This window comes from Acidimicrobiia bacterium (assembly GCA_041394025.1).
Lineage (GTDB): Bacteria > Actinomycetota > Acidimicrobiia > IMCC26256 > JAOSJL01 > JAOSJL01.
In genome coordinates this window covers 455195-470660 of record JAWKJA010000004.1, presented here as the reverse complement: position 1 = coordinate 470660, position 15466 = coordinate 455195, and the positions used below count along the sequence as shown (strand labels likewise).

Annotated in this window: 17 protein-coding genes and 1 tRNA gene; 6 read left to right on the top strand and 12 right to left on the bottom strand. The window is 69.6% G+C overall.

The genetic code is table 11. The features are described 5' to 3' along the window. Window positions 1-20: 20 nt before the first annotated feature. From R3A49_13880 to R3A49_13865, 4 genes are all read right to left on the bottom strand, one after another. On the bottom strand, window positions 21-350 hold the full coding sequence (locus R3A49_13880; protein MEZ5171813.1) for a DUF192 domain-containing protein: 330 nt from the start codon (window positions 348-350) through the stop codon (window positions 21-23). 19 nt (window positions 351-369) lie between these two features. Beyond that, window positions 370-1446: a redox-regulated ATPase YchF gene (ychF, locus tag R3A49_13875; GenBank protein MEZ5171812.1), complete on the bottom strand. Its 1077-nt coding sequence runs from the start codon at window positions 1444-1446 to the stop codon at window positions 370-372. 273 nt (window positions 1447-1719) lie between these two features. Further along, window positions 1720-2565, bottom strand: coding sequence for a thioesterase family protein (locus R3A49_13870; GenBank protein ID MEZ5171811.1), 846 nt, complete (start codon window positions 2563-2565; stop codon window positions 1720-1722). Then, complete coding sequence (locus R3A49_13865) at window positions 2562-3329, bottom strand: dihydrodipicolinate synthase family protein (GenBank protein ID MEZ5171810.1); 768 nt, start codon at window positions 3327-3329, stop codon at window positions 2562-2564. The genes R3A49_13870 and R3A49_13865 overlap by 4 nt, the downstream gene beginning before the upstream one ends. A 206-nt stretch (window positions 3330-3535) precedes the next feature. Here R3A49_13865 and R3A49_13860 point away from each other — a divergent pair, with 206 nt between their 5' ends. Both R3A49_13860 and R3A49_13855 read left to right on the top strand, forming a co-directional pair. Next, entirely contained in the window at window positions 3536-4963 is a 1428-nt protein-coding gene (locus R3A49_13860) for an MBOAT family protein (protein MEZ5171809.1), read from the top strand. A 55-nt stretch (window positions 4964-5018) separates the two neighbouring features. Further along, window positions 5019-6002 (top strand): DUF459 domain-containing protein, encoded by a 984-nt coding sequence (locus R3A49_13855; GenBank protein MEZ5171808.1) that lies wholly within the window; start codon window positions 5019-5021, stop codon window positions 6000-6002. Between the two features lie 11 nt (window positions 6003-6013). Here R3A49_13855 and R3A49_13850 read toward each other — a convergent pair whose 3' ends face one another. Next, a complete protein-coding gene (locus R3A49_13850; GenBank protein MEZ5171807.1) occupies window positions 6014-6409 on the bottom strand; it encodes a PIN domain-containing protein in 396 nt (131 codons plus the stop codon). A 33-nt stretch (window positions 6410-6442) separates the two neighbouring features. Beyond that, a complete protein-coding gene (locus tag R3A49_13845; GenBank protein MEZ5171806.1) occupies window positions 6443-6682 on the bottom strand; it encodes a ribbon-helix-helix protein, CopG family in 240 nt (79 codons plus the stop codon). A 96-nt stretch (window positions 6683-6778) separates the two neighbouring features. On the opposite strand from R3A49_13845, the gene R3A49_13840 reads away from it, so the two are divergent. Genes R3A49_13840 through msrA form a run of 3 tightly spaced genes read left to right on the top strand, consistent with a single transcriptional unit; the run spans window position 6779 to window position 9899 of the window. Next, entirely contained in the window at window positions 6779-8203 is a 1425-nt protein-coding gene (locus R3A49_13840; protein MEZ5171805.1) for a wax ester/triacylglycerol synthase family O-acyltransferase, read from the top strand. A 51-nt stretch (window positions 8204-8254) separates the two neighbouring features. Beyond that, a complete protein-coding gene (gene serC / locus R3A49_13835) occupies window positions 8255-9388 on the top strand; it encodes a phosphoserine transaminase (GenBank protein ID MEZ5171804.1) in 1134 nt (377 codons plus the stop codon). 19 nt (window positions 9389-9407) lie between these two features. Then, on the top strand, window positions 9408-9899 hold the full coding sequence (gene msrA / locus R3A49_13830) for a peptide-methionine (S)-S-oxide reductase MsrA (protein ID MEZ5171803.1): 492 nt from the start codon (window positions 9408-9410) through the stop codon (window positions 9897-9899). Between the two features lie 26 nt (window positions 9900-9925). On the opposite strand, the gene R3A49_13825 is transcribed toward msrA, so the two are convergent. From R3A49_13825 to moaC, 5 genes are all read right to left on the bottom strand, one after another. Further along, the gene (locus tag R3A49_13825) at window positions 9926-11605 is read right to left on the bottom strand and encodes an acyl-CoA dehydrogenase family protein (protein MEZ5171802.1); all 1680 of its coding nucleotides are present in this window, start codon (window positions 11603-11605) and stop codon (window positions 9926-9928) included. 42 nt (window positions 11606-11647) lie between these two features. Beyond that, the gene (locus R3A49_13820) at window positions 11648-12118 is read right to left on the bottom strand and encodes a nitroreductase family deazaflavin-dependent oxidoreductase (protein MEZ5171801.1); all 471 of its coding nucleotides are present in this window, start codon (window positions 12116-12118) and stop codon (window positions 11648-11650) included. A gap of 4 nt (window positions 12119-12122) precedes the next feature. After that, window positions 12123-12195 (bottom strand) — tRNA-Ala (locus R3A49_13815). A 68-nt stretch (window positions 12196-12263) separates the two neighbouring features. Next, window positions 12264-12782 (bottom strand): hypothetical protein, encoded by a 519-nt coding sequence (locus R3A49_13810; protein ID MEZ5171800.1) that lies wholly within the window; start codon window positions 12780-12782, stop codon window positions 12264-12266. Between the two features lie 213 nt (window positions 12783-12995). After that, on the bottom strand, window positions 12996-13496 hold the full coding sequence (gene moaC / locus R3A49_13805) for a cyclic pyranopterin monophosphate synthase MoaC (protein MEZ5171799.1): 501 nt from the start codon (window positions 13494-13496) through the stop codon (window positions 12996-12998). A gap of 45 nt (window positions 13497-13541) precedes the next feature. Between moaC and R3A49_13800 the strand changes: the two genes are divergently transcribed. Further along, a complete protein-coding gene (locus R3A49_13800; protein MEZ5171798.1) occupies window positions 13542-14420 on the top strand; it encodes a patatin-like phospholipase family protein in 879 nt (292 codons plus the stop codon). Here R3A49_13800 and moaA read toward each other — a convergent pair. Beyond that, on the bottom strand, window positions 14405-15448 hold the full coding sequence (gene moaA, locus R3A49_13795) for a GTP 3',8-cyclase MoaA (GenBank protein MEZ5171797.1): 1044 nt from the start codon (window positions 15446-15448) through the stop codon (window positions 14405-14407). The genes R3A49_13800 and moaA overlap by 16 nt on opposite strands. Between the last annotated feature and the right edge of the window lie 18 nt (window positions 15449-15466).

Genomic DNA, 15466 nt, shown 5'->3' with positions numbered 1-15466 from the left:
CCTGCCAGGACCGGAACCGGTCACTCCTTCACCTCGAGCTGGTCCCCGGGCCTCAGCGACCACCGCTCGAACGAGCCGGCCTCGGCCTCGACGACCCACGCGCATCCACGCACCAACGGGCCGAGACGCCACGGGCGGAGCTCGGCCGTCTCGAGAACGGTGCCGTCGTCACGCACGAGCGCCACGTCGATCGGGAAGCGCATCCGGATGGTGTGCACATGGCGGCAGGGGCGGAGCACCAGGGCGCCGTCGATGCCGTCGCGCCCGAGGAGTCCCCGGCGGCGGGAGCGGCGGTCCGCGGCGATCTCGGCGGTGGCGAGTACGTCACCGTCACGGAGCAACCACGCCATGGCACCCCCTCTCCTGGGCTCACACGTTGAAGCGGAACTCCATCACGTCGCCGTCGACGACCTCGTAGTCCTTGCCCTCGGAGCGCACGAGGCCCTTCTCGCGCGCAGCCGCCCAGGAACCGGCCTCCAGGAGAACGTCCCAGTGCACGGTCTCGGCACGGATGAAGCCCCGTTCGAAGTCGGTGTGGATCACGCCGGCGGCCTGCGGTGCGCGGGCACCGGCACGGAAGGTCCACGCACGCGTTTCCTTCTCACCGGTGGTGAGGAAGGTCCGCCGGCCCAGCAGGTGGTAGGCGGCGTGCACGAACTTCACGAGCGCGCCCTCGCCGAGGCCGAACCCCTCGAGGAGCTCCGCGCGCTCGTCCTCGCGGAGCAGCGCCGCCTCGGCCTCGAGCTGCACCGACATGGGCAGCACCTCGGCGCGGTCGCTCATCTCGTCGACGACGGGTTTGGCGCGGACGTCGAGGTTCTCGACGTCGTCCTCCCCCACGTTCACGACCGCCAGCACCGGCTTGGCCGTGAGGAGGAAGTACGGCGCCAGCTCCGCTCGTTGCTCGTCGGTGACGGTGGAGCGGTAGACGGGCGTGCCCTCCTCCAGAGCGGTGAGTGCCGCCTCGAGTGCCTCGATCTCCCTGCTCAGCGACTTGTCGAGACGTGCGGCCTTGCGGCGCTTCTCGATGCGCGATTCCACGGTCTCGAGGTCGGCGAGTGTGAGCTCGGTCTCGACCGTGGTGAGGTGCTCGATGGGGTCCGACGGGCCGGGGACGTCGTCGTCCTCGAAAGCGCGCAGCACGTAGACGACGGCGTCGACCTCCCGGATGGCGCCGAGGAACTGGTTGCCGAGGCCCTCTCCCTCACTGGCACCGGCGACGAGACCGCCGATGTCGACGAACTCCACGGTGGCGTGGATCGCCTCCTTGGAGTCGCTCATCTCCGCGAGTGCCTCGACCCGCTTGTCGGGCACGGCGGCCACACCCACGTTGGGATCCTTCGTGGCGAAGGGGTAGGGGGCCGCCAGGGCGCCGCCACCGGCCAGCGCGTTGAAGAGCGACGACTTGCCGGCATTGGGGAGGCCGACCAGGCCGAAGCGTTCCATGCGGCCGCAGCGTACCGGCGGCGCACCGTGTCACGACTACCCTGAGCGGCTCCGTCCGAAGCCGAGGTCGACATGTCGAAGAAGTCGAAGAAGCGCCGCCTCCGGGCCCGCCGCAACAAGGCCAACAAGCGCCGCAAGCCCAACGCGGGAAGGTAAGGCGAGGATCAGCGACGCAGGTATCCTGCGTCGCCCGAGCCGGGGCCTGAGCGGCCTGGCGCCGAAGGCGCCGAGAGCGGGAAGAGAACTCCGGCGGACACAGGGCGAAGTGTTGGTTTAGTACCTGTCCACGAAGAGGCTCTGGACGGCGCGGCCGATGCGGCCGGTCTCGTCGTAGAGGACGGCTTCGCTCTGGCCGTGGCCGTCGTTGCCGAAGATCGACACGGCGTCGAGCGCGACCCACTCCCCCTCGGGGTAGCGGTGAAGCGCCACCGTGAGGTCGGGGTTGATGAACAGGTACTTCTCCCAGTCGAGCGTGCGACTGATGCCGTTGGGGAAGTCGGCAGCCGCCATCACGCGCATGAGAGGTGTGAGTGGCTCGTCGACCAGTACCGGGACCGTGAGACGGAACCAGGCCGTTCCCGGCCCCTCGGTCTCGAAGGTGCCGGCGACGACGCGGCTGTCGTTGGCCTGGCCGTAGCCGGACCACACCGAGTCACCGTCGGGCGCCTCGTGGTCCGAGATCCGCAGCTCGACGGGTGCGGCCTCCGACGGAGACATGGCCAGAACATCGTCCGTGTGGGCTGTGTCGGGAACGGGGAGGTCGGCCCGACGGATCAGGAGCGCCCGCGCCGTCGCCACGGGTGTGCCCTCGGAGGTGATCGACGCTTCGACGAGCGCGACCTTGCGGCCCGGGCGGACCGTCGCCGATGACACCTCCAACGGGACGTGGAGCGGCACCGGACGCAGCAACTCGACCGTGAGACGCGCCACGAATCCCGGTAGCTCGGGATCGTGATGCTCGATCGCGCGCGCCAGCAGAGCGGCCGGAGCGCCCCCGTGCGCGGCATTCGGGTCCCACGGCCCACCGGACCAGTCGGTCGCCACGAAGACGCCTTCTCCTCCGTGCCGTTGCTCGGCACCGGAGTCCCGTTGCTCGAACAGCGCGCGGAGGTCGCTCACACGGCCGCCCGGGTCGAGACGGGAGTTCCGTACGCCGCTCCCACCGCCTCCTTGAGGGCGGCCGGGAACCGCTCGCGCGACGCCAGGTGTGCGCCGACGAGGTCGCGCTGGGCCTGCATGTCGCCCGTGAAGGCGCGGGCACACAACCCGGGCTCGAGGTTGGCGAGCCCGAGGATCGCCCCGGTCGCCCCCATGGGCCCCGCGAAGCTGAGCATCGCCGACGAGCCCGTGTACACGGGCCGGTCCCACGCCTCGAGCTCCTCCAGAAGCCGCTCGGGATCACCGGTGGAGTCCTTGCAGCCCGCCACGGGAAGCCGTACCAGGTCGTCGAGGGTGATCCCGGGCGGGCTCACCTCCGGATAGTGGTAGGCCAGCACCGGAACATCGCCGGCGGCCTCCACGACAGCCTCGTAGTAGGGCACCGTGTCGCCCGCCTCCGGCGGTGACAGCACGAGGACCGCGTCGGCGCCGTGTTCGAGGGCGTCGCCGGTGAGCTCGACGGCACCCCGGATCGACGGCGCCCCGCTTCCCGCGATGACGGGCACCCCCGACACGCCGGCCCGAACCGCCTCCAGCAGCTCGACCCTCTCGGCGGCCGTCAGCATCGCCGCCTCGCCCGTCGTGCCCGCCACAACGACGGCCCGGACGCCCGCGTCGACGAGGCGCGCCGCGTGACCGGCGCAGGCGTCGGCGTCGAGCGCGCCGGAGTCGTCGAAGAACGTCAGCAGCGCCACCCCGACACCCTCGAACACGGCTCCCGGCACAGACGGCACGCTACCCCCGGGCGTCGCGGAGGTTCCGGCGGAATCGCCGTGGTGTCGCCCACTTCGTCGCCCTGCTGACCTAGTTTCTGCGGAGGGTCGGCCGCCGGCGTCCCCGATCGGATCCACCCGATCGCCGCCCATCTCCGTCGGTCCGGCTCGGCGCCGTCGGGGAGTGACCGACGTCCACTGCCCGACACCCGAGGCCGATGCTCTTCCCGACCGTCACCTTCGCGCTGTTCTTCCTGATCGTCCTCCCGGTCAGCTGGCTGCTCATGCCGCACCGGAGCGCGTGGCGGTACTTCATGCTCGGCGCGAGCTGGTTCTTCTACGGCTACTGGAACTGGCGCTTCGTCGGCCTGCTCATCCTCGCGACCGTGTGGAACTGGGGCTTCGGGCAGTTCCTGCACGCCCGTCATACGGAATGGCTGCGGCGCGGCGCCCTGGCCGTGGCCGTCATCGGGAACCTGGGAGTTCTCGGCTACTTCAAGTACTACGGCTTCTTCATCACCGAGTTCCAGAACATGCTCGCCCGCTTCGGCGTCGAGCAGACCCCGACGATCGTCACCGTCACGTTGCCGGTCGGGATCTCGTTCTTCACGTTCCAGGCACTCAGCTACGTGATCGACGTCTACCGCCGCGACATCGAGTCGACCGACCTCCTCAGCTTCGCGGTGTACCTGGCGTTCTTCCCGCAGCTGGTCGCCGGGCCGATCGTGCGCGCGTCGGAGTTCCTCCCGCAGTTGCGCCACCGCGCGGATCCGCGGCACGTCGACTCGTCCCGGGCGTTCTTCCTCATCCTGTCGGGCCTCTTCAAGAAGGTCGTGCTCGCCGACTTCCTGGCGAAGATGATCGTCGACCCCGTCTTCGCAGATCCGAGCCAGTCGTCGGCGCTCGAGACGCTCATCGGCGTCTACGGCTTCGCCGTGCAGATCTACGCCGACTTCTCCGGTTACACCGACATCGCCATCGGTGTCGCGCTGCTGCTCGGCTTCCGCTTCCCCGACAACTTCAACTCCCCGTACACAGCGGAATCGATCCAGGACTTCTGGCGTCGCTGGCACATGACGCTGTCACGCTGGTTGCGCGACTACCTCTACGTCCCACTCGGCGGGAACAGGGGGAGCGGTCTGGCGACATACCGGAACCTGTTTCTCACGATGGTGATCGGCGGGCTCTGGCACGGAGCCGCGTGGAACTTCGTGATCTGGGGCGCCATCCACGGGACGGTGATGGCGATCGAGCGCTACATGAAGGACCAGCGCCGGGCCCAGGGGCTTCCCGAGCCACCCGACACGTTCGCCCGGCGCTGGGCCCGTCGGTTCGTGACGTTCCAGATCGTGTGCTTCGCGTGGGTCTTCTTCCGGGCGGACACCTTCGGCGACGCGATGGAGATGCTGGGCCGCCTGGTGAGCGGCTGGGGAGCCCCCACCGAGCTCGTCACACCCGCGGTGCTGCTCGCCATCACGTACGGCATCGCCACGCAGTACGTGCCACGCAACGCCATCGCCTGGATGCAGGCCACGTTCTCGCGCCTGAGCCCCGTGTGGCAGGGCCTCGCACTAGCGTTCGGGCTGCTCATCATCGACGCCATGGGCCCCGAAGGCGTGTCCCCGTTCATCTACTTCGCCTTCTGAGGCGGAAGCCAGGCGAGCAATGCCCGACTCACAGCCCCGGTACCGACGCCGAACCATGCCGGCCGGCCACGTGATCCTCACCGTGGTCGTGGGTCTCCTCGTGGCGTCGTTCCTCAACGCCGACGCGCTGAAGCGCACCGCCGAGACGCAGCTCGAGCAGGACAGCCTTCGCCAGGACGTGGCGCTGGCCTTCGCCAAGCCGCTCGACGCCGTGTCGAACTTCTTCCGGATCACATGGCCCCGCGACCAGCTCGACGACGCACTCGGCAAGAGACAGGGCGCGGCATTCGAGACTGCGGAGCCCGAGGACCTTCCCGACCCGACGATCGACAGCGCTCCGGCACCCAACGCGACGCCCACCACTCTCCCACCACCCACACCCGTCACCGCCGACGACCCCCTACGTGTCTGGATCGGGGGCGACTCGCTGGCCGGCGAGTACGGCATCCAGCTGTCGCGCCGGCTCAACGACACGGGCGTGGTGGAGACGAACCGCGCCGGCGACGTGGAGGTGTCGAGCGGCCTGGCGCGTCCCGACGTCTTCAACTGGCCGGCTCAGGCCGAAGCGGCCGGCGGCCTGTTCGACGCCGACGTGATGGCGTTCATCTTCGGGCTCAACGACGACCAGAACATGGAACTCCCCGAGGGCGGGAGTGCCACATTCGGGAGCGACGAGTGGATCGCCGAGTACTCACGGCGGGTCGGCGGGATGATGGACCAGCAGGTGGGCAGCGGCCGCACCGTCGTGTGGCTCGGAATCCCCCCGATTCGCGACAGCGGCAATCCGCGCAACAAGAACTACGAGCTCATCAACTCCATCTACGAGGAACAGGCGTCGCTTCGCCCGGAGGTGATCTTCGTCGACACCTGGGACATCGTGACCAACGAGGACGGCGACTACGCCGATGTGATCGGGGACGGCTCGGGCGGATCGGTGCGCTGTCGCACACCCGACGGCATCCACCTCGAGACCGGATGTGCGGGCTTCGTCGCCGACGCGACGATGAACCAACTCTCCGACTACTACACGCTCGGGTAGCCCGTCACGGCCTACTCGCCGACGGGCCAGTGTTCGAGCGAGAGCTCCCGCATCGGGAAGTCCTTCAAGTTGGCCGTTGCCAGACGCGCGCCGATCCCGACGGCGGCAGCGGCGATGAGGCAGTCGGCCTGGGACAGCGTGGTACCCCTGCGTGCGAACTCCCGACGCCACCGACCGGCGCGTTCTCCCTCGGTTCGTCCGAGTGGTGCCAGTCGTAGACCCGTCAGCAGGCCTCGACTCACATCTTCCTCCCGGCGGTGGAGGCCCCGGACTATCTCCTCGATGTTGACGACCGACGTTGCCGGGATGTCGTGGGCGGATCGCAGGTCGTGAAGCCGACCCAGCGCGCCGGCACGACCGCGCAGAAGATCGATGAGCACGGTGGAGTCGAGCAGGACGAAGGCCATCAGGCGCGACGGGCCGCAACGAACACCGCCGCGTCAGCCGACACGGTCGTCATCGGCCCGGCGCTCATTGTGGACCCACGCTGCGGCATCGTCGTCCCAGTCGTGACCCGTGTCGCCCACGACGCCGAGCGACGACTCGATGAGGTCCCACCTCCGGGCGTCGTCGAGCGCCCGCCGGACGGCCTCGGCGATGAAGCGGCTTCGATGTCGCGCGGTCACCCGCTCGTCGAGTTGCGCGAGCAGATCGTCGTCGAGGCTTATGTGCACTCTCATGGCCACAGGTTAGCACACAGCGACTCCCTTATCTTTCCCCGTGAAGCCGGCCGCAGTACCCTCGCTGCTCCACGACGTCGCGGTACCGGGGGGACCATGAGCGCGGAGCACTTCGAGCGCCACATGAGCGACGCCGACGCGCTGTTGTGGAACATCGAGGCCGACCCGATCCTGCGTTCCACGATCGTGACGGTGATGACGCTCGACCGGGCCCCCGACTGGGAGCGACTGGTCCGGAAGATCGACCGCGGCACCCGGCTCATCCCCCGTCTCCGCCAGCGGGTGGTCGACGCCCCCTTCAAGGTCGGACCGCCCCACTGGTCGGCCGACCCACACTTCGAGCTCGACTACCACCTCCGACGTGTGCGTGCCCCCGAGCCGGCCGACCGCGAGACGCTCTTCGAGATGGTCCGGCCCATCGCGATGGCCGACTTCGACCGGTCCCGACCGCTCTGGGAGTTCACCCTCATCGAGGGTCTCGAGGGCGGCCGCGCCGCCATGGCGGTCAAGGTCCACCACTCCATCACCGACGGTGTCGGGGGCATCCGCCTCGCGATGATGTTGTTCGACCTCGAACGTGACCCCGAGCACGTCGAGCCGATGCCCCCGGTGCCGGTCACCGACGACGAAGGTCTCGTCGACCGCTTCTGGGAGTGGGTCGCGATCAACAACCACCGTCTGTTCGACCTCACGGGCGAGGTGTTCGCAGCCACCAGCTCGGGGGTCCGCAGGGCCGTCACCGACCCCGTCGGTGCCGCGGCTCAGGCCGTGAACACCGTGGGCTCCTACGTCCGCATGATGCAGCCCGCCACCACACCGATGTCGCCGATCATGCGCGGCAGGTCGCTCGGTCGCCACCTCAACGCCTTCGAGTTCCCGCTCGACGACTTCAAGCGCGCGGCCAAGGATGTCGGCGGAACGCTCAACGACGCCTTCGTGGCCGGGATCGGCCTGGGTCTCGAGCGCTACCACCGCGACCACGGCGTCGACGTCGAGGACCTCCGCCTTCTCCTCCCGATCAACCTCCGCCAGGACGACTCGGCGGGAGGCAACCATTTCACGCCGGCCCGTTTCCCTCTTCCCGTGGGCCTGCGCAACCGCGATCGCCTGATCGTCCGGGTGGGTGAGCTCGTCGAGCAGTGGCGCAACGAACCGGCCGTGGCCGCGTCGGAGCGGCTGGCCTCCGTGCTCAACCGGCTCCCCGCCGCCGCCACGACCGTTCTGTTCGGGTCGATGCTCAAGGGCGCCGACTTCGTGGCGAGCAACGTTCCGGGGGTCACCTTCGACGTCTACCTCGCCGGGTCCCGCCTCGAGCGAAACTACGCCTTCGCACCCCTGTCGGGAACCGGCGCCGCGATCACGCTCATGTCGCACCGCGACACGTGCTGCATCGGAATCGCCTCCGACGACGCATCGGTTCCGGACCCGGCCCATTTCGCCGAGTGCATTCGCAGCGGTCTGGCCGAGGTCCTCGAGCCCACTCGCCCGGACGGGCCCGTCGGCCCGCAGGACGACGGGTAGCAGGGCAATCGGCCCGAGGGCCCCGGGGGACGACTGTTAGTTTCGCCGTCCATGGCAGCAGCCGGCCCCACCCCCGACATCGTCATCCCCGCCCACCGCCTCCCTGTCGACGGCCGGTTCGGATCCGGGCCGTCCAAGGTCCGCACCGAGGCCGTCGCCGCACTCTCGGTCGCGGCGCCCGGATACCTCGGGACGAGCCACCGCAAGGAGGGCGTCCGGTCGGTGGTGCGACGGGTCCGTGAGGGCCTCGCCGAGCTCCTGGGTCTCCCCGCCGGCTACGAGGTGCTCCTCGGCAACGGCGGGTCGACCGCCTTCTGGGATGCAGCGGCGTACGGCCTCATCGAGGAGCGCAGCCAGCACCTGTGCTTCGGCGAGTTCTCCTCGAAGTTCGCCGCCGTCGTCGAGGGCGCGCCGCACCTCGGTGAGCCACAGCGGATCGACGCCGAGCCCGGCACCCACCCCGAAGCCGTCGCCGACAGTGCGATCGACGTCTACGCGCTCACGCAGAACGAGACATCCACGGGCGTCGCGATGCCGATTACACGACCGGAGCGAAGCGAGGGCCTCGTGCTCGTGGATGCGACGTCGGCGGCGGGCGGCATGCACATCGACCCGGCAGAGTTCGACGCCTACTACTTCGCGCCCCAGAAGTGCCTCGCGTCCGACGGCGGGTTGTGGCTCGCGGCCTGCTCACCAGCGGCCGTGGGCCGTATCGAGCAGATCGGCGCCGCCGACCGCTGGCAGCCTCCGTCGCTGAGCCTGCCGATCGCCCTCGAGAACTCCCGTCGCGACCAGACGTACAACACGCCGGCACTCGCCACCGTGTTCCTCCTGGCGGAGCAGATCGGGTGGATGCTCGACAACGGTGGCCTCGACTGGGCGGCGGAACGCGCGGCCACCTCGTCGGGGATCCTCTACTCCTGGGCCGAGGCGCACCGCGACGCCACGCCGTTCGTGGGGGATCCCGCCGGCCGGAGCCCTGTGACGGTCACGATCGACTTCGACGAGCGGATCGACGCGGCCGACCTCGCCGCGGTGCTGCGGGCCAACGGGATCCTCGACACCGAGCCCTACCGGAAGCTGGGCCGCAACCAGCTGCGGATCGCCTGCTACCCGGCCGTCGACCCCGCAGATGTGGAGGCCCTCACCGCATGCCTCGACTTCGTGGTCGACCGCCTCGGGTAGAAGAGGGGAGAATGCGATGATGGACACCGCCGGGAAAACCGCCGAGAACCTCGATCGTGCCTACTTCGCCGCCGGGTGCTTCTGGGGAGTCGAGATGGCGTTCCGCCACCTGCCGGGTGTCGTCTCGACACGTGTCGGCTACCAGGGTGGCGACACGGAGCGGCCCACCTACGAGGCCGTCTGCTCGGGGGCGACAGGCCACGCCGAGGCCGTGGAGGTCGTCTACGACCCTTCGGTCGTCGGCTACGAGACCCTGCTCGACACGTTCTGGGACAACCACGACCCCACACAGGTGAACCGGCAGGGGCCCGACGTGGGCACCCAGTACCGGTCGGTGATCTTCGCCCGGTGCGACGAGCAGGAGACCGCCGCGCGGGCGTCGAAGGAGGCGCTGGAGGCGTCGGGCAGGTTCCCCGTGGCCATCGCCACCGAGATCGTGCGCGCCCCCGACTTCTGGGAAGCCGAGGACTACCACCAGCAGTACTTCGAGAAGCACGGCATCCGTCACTGAGCCGGGCGCCCGGCCGGGGTGCCGTCTCAGTCGCCGAACGTCCCGGAGGGCGACGCGCGGTCGACGATGGCCGCAGAGTCGACACCTGCGGGAAGGGTGCCGAAAGCAACGCCACCCCCACCGAGGCGGCTGGCGCAGAAGGCGTCCGACACGAACGCGGGGGCGTGGCGGATCAGCAACGACGCCTGGAAACAGACCGCCAGCTGTTCGACGAGGCGTCGCGCCGAACTCTCGGGAAGCGTGCCGTCGGCGACGGCGTCGAAACCGTCGGAAGCCGTGGCGATCGCCTCGTCGTAGTGCTCGTCCGTGCCGGCGGCAGCCTCGAGCTCCTTGCGGAACACCTCCACGCTGTCGGGCGAGCGGCGGATGGCTCGGAGCACGTCGAGGCACATGACGTTGCCCGAGCCCTCCCACACACCGTTGACGGGGCTCTGGCGGTAGCTACGGGGCATCCCCGACTCCTCCACGTAGCCGTTGCCGCCGAGACACTCGAGGGCCTCGGCGGCATGCGACGGAGCGCGCTTGCAGACCCAGTACTTCACGACCGGCGTCGCGACACGGGCCAGGACGAGCTCACGGTCGTCCCCGCCGTCAGTGTCGGTGCTGATGCCGCCGCGGTCGTAGGCACCGGCGAGGCGGAGGGCGGCCGCGGTGGCCGCCTCCGACTCGAGAGCGAGGTCGGCGAGCACCTCCGACATGAGTGGTTGATCGGCGAGAAGAGCGCCGAACGCCTCGCGGTGCCGTGCGTGGTGGATCGCCCGGGTGGTGCCGTGACGCATGATGGCCGCGGAGCCCAGGCTGCAGTCGAGTCGCGTGCGGTTGACCATCTCGATGATCGTGGCGATGCCGCGACCCTCCTCTCCGACGGGCCACGCCACTGACCGGTCGAACTCCACCTCGCTCGATGCGTTCGACCGGTCGCCGAGCTTGTCCTTGAGGCGTTGGATGCGGAACACGTTCGATTCGCCGTCGGGAAGCACACGCGGGAGGAGGAAGCACGACAGGCCACCGGGTGCCTGCGCCAGCACCAGGAACGCATCAGACATCGGCGCGGAGCAGAACCACTTGTGCCCGGTGAGAGCGAACGAGCCGTCGCCACAGGGTTCGGCGCGGGTCGTGTTGGAGCGCAGGTCGGAGCCACCCTGCTTCTCGGTCATCGCCATGCCGCAGGTGACCCCCGCCTTGTCGGCGAGGGGCGCCGGTTCGGGGTCGTACTCGCGCGTCGCGAGCTTGGGCTCCCATTCGGCTGCCAGGTCGGGTGTCTGACGGAGTGGCGGCACGACGGAGTAGGTCATGGAGATCGGGCACGTGTGGCCGGCGTCGACCTGCGACCACACGATCATCTTGGCGGCACGCTCCACGTGTGAACCGGGGCTGGTGTCGGCCCAGGGCACTGCATGGAGGCCGTACGCAACGGCGGTCCGCATGAGGTCGTGGTAGGCGGGGTGGTAGTCGACCCTGTCGAGCCGGTGCCCGAACCGGTCGTGGGAACGCAGAACGGGGGGCGACTCGTTGGCCTGCTCGCCCCAGCGTTGCGCCTCGGCGCTGCCGGCGAGTCGTCCGAGCGACGTCAGGCCGTCGGTGGAGCGGCCCGGCGCCTCACGGGCGACCGCTTCGACCAGAGCTACATCGGTTCCGAAGACGTCGTGGCCCTCGAGCGGTGGTGGCTGGTTCGTGACCTCGTGCGTGGTGCCCGTGGATCCCACGACCCGAGCGTAGACCCTCTCCCCGCCCGACGACGCACGTGGTCAGGTCGTGTCGCGTTCCAGCACGACGACGGGGAGACGCCGATCGGTGAGTTCCTGGTAGGACGCGAAATCGGGATACGCCGCCACGGCGAGATCCCAGCACTCCTCGCGCTCGGGGCCTTCCTCGAGGAGACGAGCCGTCACGGCCCACCGGTCGCCGTTCACCTCTACGTGGGCAGCGCCCGCCGCCATGAGGTTCCGGTACCAGTTGGGGGCTTCGGGGTTGCCGCCGTTGGACCCGACCACGATGAGATCGTCGCCGCGCCGGGCGAGCATCAGCATCACAGGGCGGGGCTCACCGCTCGTGCGTCCGACGACGTCGAGAAGAAAGACCGGCATGCCCCGGAAGGAGTTCCCCCTGGTGCCCTTGCTCTCGCGGAATCTCCTGATGTGGCGCTTCGTGCCGTAGCGCCCGAGCGCGGGCAGGTATCGGCTCGTGAGGTTCGCCAGTCGACCGGTGAGTGAGGGCATGCGGTGGAGGTGAGCGGACTCGAACCGCCGGCCTCCTCGTTGCGAACGAGGCGCTCTCCCGACTGAGCTACACCCCCGCGGGACCGGTCACGCTAGCACCGCGCAGCACCGCGCCCGCGTGAAGCGGGGCGGCGCGCGGCGCCGGTCAGTGCGAGGAGACGCGGCGAAGCGTGAGCCCCGACGTCGAGGCCTGCGGGCGCACGTTGGGAGACGCCACGGGGCCCTGGCGACGCTCGGAGAGGTAGCGGACCTTGGCGCGTCGCTCGGCAGCGGCCTGCTTGATCTGCAGCAGGAGCACGACGTAAGCGCCGAGCAGCGCGAGCGAGACGAGCGGCAGCAGCCAGGCGAGGCCACCGACGACCAACGCCAGCAGCGTCGTAGCGGCGACCGCGGCGCCGAGCCCGACGAGCACGTCGCGGCGACGGCGCTGGACCGGGGTCATCGCGCCGGCAGGACCGCGCGGTGACAGCGGAGCCGACAGGGAGCTCCCGATACCCGCGGGGGTGCTCGGAGCATGTCCGTTGGTGCGGCCCAGGCTGCCGAGCTTCTGCGCGAAGGAGCCGATCGAGTTGTGGCCCTTGTGGTTGTGACGGGCACGGAGGAGGGGCGGAACAAGGATCGCCACCCACAATCCGACGAGAACCAGGATGATGAGAATGGCCACTGCTCCCAGACCGCCTTCAGTGTCGCGGAACGTAACAAGGACAGAGCGCGGCGCGGTGGATGATCACGTCGCGCTACGGGGACCATGCAACAGGCGGTTCGGTCGGCCAGTCAAGCCGAGGACGTGTCTGTGACCCCTGTCACAGACACCGCCTCGACACTCTCTGTGGTGGCTGGTCCCGCGGGTCAGGGCGCACAAGCCCACGCCGGGGTCTCACGACTCCAGAGCGTCGAAATCGGGCTCGCGGCGCCACGTACCGCTGCGGCCGCCCGTCTTCTCCCACAACGCCAGATCGTCGACCGACATGGAACGGTCGAGCGACTTGCACATGTCGTAGATCGTGAGAGCCGCCACCGAGCACGCGGTGAGGGCCTCCATCTCGACCCCGGTGCGGTCGACGGTGTCGACCTGCGCCTCGACCTCGACCGAGGCGTCTTCGATCCGGAAATTGACGTACACGGAACCGACGAGCAGCGGGTGGCACAACGGCAGCAGGTTGGACGTCTGCTTGGCAGCCTGGATCCCCGCCACCCGCGCGACCGCCAGGACGTCGCCCTTGGTGATCGCCCCCGAGGCGATCTTCGACGCCGTGTCGGACGTCATGGAGACCCGGCACCGCGCGATGGCGCGTCGGTGGGTGGAGTCCTTCGCCGTGACGTCGACCATCCGGGCACGGCCCGTGGGATCGAGATGCGTGAAATCGGAGCTCGTCATGCTGCACAGTGTAGAGGTGGGATCTGCAATCGAGGGAGGGCCGGTGTGACACGCGCTTTCGTCCTCACCGGAGGCGCCAGTGAGGGCGCGGTCCAGGTGGGCATGCTCCAGGCGCTGTGCGACGCCGGCGTCGAACCGGACCTGGTTCTCGGCGCGTCGGTGGGAGCGATCAACGGTGGAGTCATCGCCGGGCGACCCGGTCGGGAGGGCGTGGAGCAGTTGGAGGGCATCTGGCGCGGGATCAGGCGATCCGACGTGTTCCCCCTGACCCCGGTCACCGGCTTCCTCGGCTTCATCGGGCGACGGTCGCACTTCATCGGCAATCAGGCCCTTCAGCGTCTCATCAGCCGCAACATGGCCCACGACCGCCTGGAGGACTTCCCGACACGGTTCGTCGCGCTGGCGACCGACCTGGCCACAGGCCGCGAGGTCCCGCTGAGCGCGGGGCCCACGGTGCCCGCGCTCACGGCCAGCGCGGCGATCCCGGGGATCTTCCCCCCGGTCACCGTCGCCGGGCGCGCACTCGTCGACGGCAGCGTGGCCAACAACTCGCCGGTCTCGCACGCCGTCGCGATGGGCGCCGACGAGGTCTACGTCCTTCCCGCCGGACAGGTGTGCGAGCGTCAGGACCCACCCGACAGCGCCATCGGGTCGATGCTCCAGGCGCTCACACTGATGCTGGCCCAGCGCCTGGCCATTGCCATCGAGCGGTTCGAGCAGGTCGTGCGACTCAAGGTCGTCCCGCCCCCGTGCCCGCTCGACATCCCTGCGATCGACTTCTCGCAGACCAACGAGTTGATCGACCGGGCACGGGAGACCGCCCGGGAGTGGCTCACGACGGAGCCGCCGCGCAGCGGGCAGGCGGAGCTGGCGGCCCCCGTGAAGGAGCGGCCTGACGACAACGCCCCTCAGCCGCCGATCTGACTCATCGAGCGGTCGGGGCGCACGAAGTCGACCCGGCCGATGCGGTGACCCGCCCACTTCGTCGCGACGGCGCTCTCGATGATCGCCGCGATTCCGTCGTCGACGGCGCTCGAGGTCCCACCGCCGCGGAGCACCGGACGGAGGTCGTGCTCGTCGAGTGCGAACAGGCACGTGCGGAAGCGACCCTCCGCCGTGACGCGCACGCGGTCGCACCGGTCGCAGAACGGTTTCGTGACACTCGAGATCACACCCACGTCACCGGCGCCGTCACGGTAGCGGTAGCGGGAGGCGGGCTCGTCGCCGCGTTCACCGTCGACAGTGGGCGTCGACCGTTCGAGGGGGAAGACGGCGTCGATCCGGTCCAGCACCTCCGAACTCGGGACCACCGAATCGCCGGTCCAGTCGCCCGTGGCGTCGAGCGGCATGAACTCGATGTAGCGCACGCTGACGCCACGTTCGCGCCCGAAGGCCGCGAGGTCGACGATCTCGTGGTCGTTGACGCCGCGGATCACCACGCAGTTGATCTTGACGGGTTCGAGCCCCGCCCGGACGGCCGCGTCGATGCCCGCCAGAACCCGGTCGAGGTCGTCCCGGCGGGTGAGTTCCTTGAACGTGGAACGGTCGAGCGAGTCGAGCGACACGTTGATGCGCGTGAGCCCCGCCGCGGCGAGTGGGCCCGCCAGGTCGACGAGCTTGACGCCATTGGTCGTGACGGCGACATCGGCGCCGAGGGGTGCGAGCAGCTCGATGAGCCGCGGGAGGTGCGCCCGCACCGTGGGCTCTCCACCGGTGATCCGCAAGGCGTCGAAGCCGTAGCGTTCGACGCACACCCGCGCGACACGCGCCTGCTCCTCGTAGGTGAGCAGCTCGTCGCGTTCGAGCCACTCGAGGCCCTCCTCGGGCATGCAGTAGGTGCACCGGAAGTTGCACCGGTCGGTGATGGAGATCCGCAGATCGCGGACCCGGCGGCCGAAACCGTCGATCAGAGGGGTCGGTGACGGAGCGGTCGGATCAGGAGACGAAGACACGGGAACAGGCTACCGCCG

What these genes read in the sequence shown, in the direction of transcription:
- R3A49_13880 (MEZ5171813.1), bottom strand. Translation starts at nt 350, where the DNA reads ATGGCGTGGTTGCTCCGTGACGGTGACGTACTCGCCACCGCCGAGATC.
- ychF (MEZ5171812.1), bottom strand. Translation starts at nt 1,446, where the DNA reads ATGGAACGCTTCGGCCTGGTCGGCCTCCCCAATGCCGGCAAGTCGTCG.
- R3A49_13860 (MEZ5171809.1), top strand. Translation starts at nt 3,536, where the DNA reads ATGCTCTTCCCGACCGTCACCTTCGCGCTGTTCTTCCTGATCGTCCTC.
- R3A49_13855 (MEZ5171808.1), top strand. Translation starts at nt 5,019, where the DNA reads ATGCCGGCCGGCCACGTGATCCTCACCGTGGTCGTGGGTCTCCTCGTG.
- R3A49_13850 (MEZ5171807.1), bottom strand. Translation starts at nt 6,409, where the DNA reads ATGGCCTTCGTCCTGCTCGACTCCACCGTGCTCATCGATCTTCTGCGC.
- R3A49_13845 (MEZ5171806.1), bottom strand. Translation starts at nt 6,682, where the DNA reads ATGAGAGTGCACATAAGCCTCGACGACGATCTGCTCGCGCAACTCGAC.
- R3A49_13840 (MEZ5171805.1), top strand. Translation starts at nt 6,779, where the DNA reads ATGAGCGCGGAGCACTTCGAGCGCCACATGAGCGACGCCGACGCGCTG.
- serC (MEZ5171804.1), top strand. Translation starts at nt 8,255, where the DNA reads ATGGCAGCAGCCGGCCCCACCCCCGACATCGTCATCCCCGCCCACCGC.
- msrA (MEZ5171803.1), top strand. Translation starts at nt 9,408, where the DNA reads ATGGACACCGCCGGGAAAACCGCCGAGAACCTCGATCGTGCCTACTTC.
- R3A49_13820 (MEZ5171801.1), bottom strand. Translation starts at nt 12,118, where the DNA reads ATGCCCTCACTCACCGGTCGACTGGCGAACCTCACGAGCCGATACCTG.
- moaC (MEZ5171799.1), bottom strand. Translation starts at nt 13,496, where the DNA reads ATGACGAGCTCCGATTTCACGCATCTCGATCCCACGGGCCGTGCCCGG.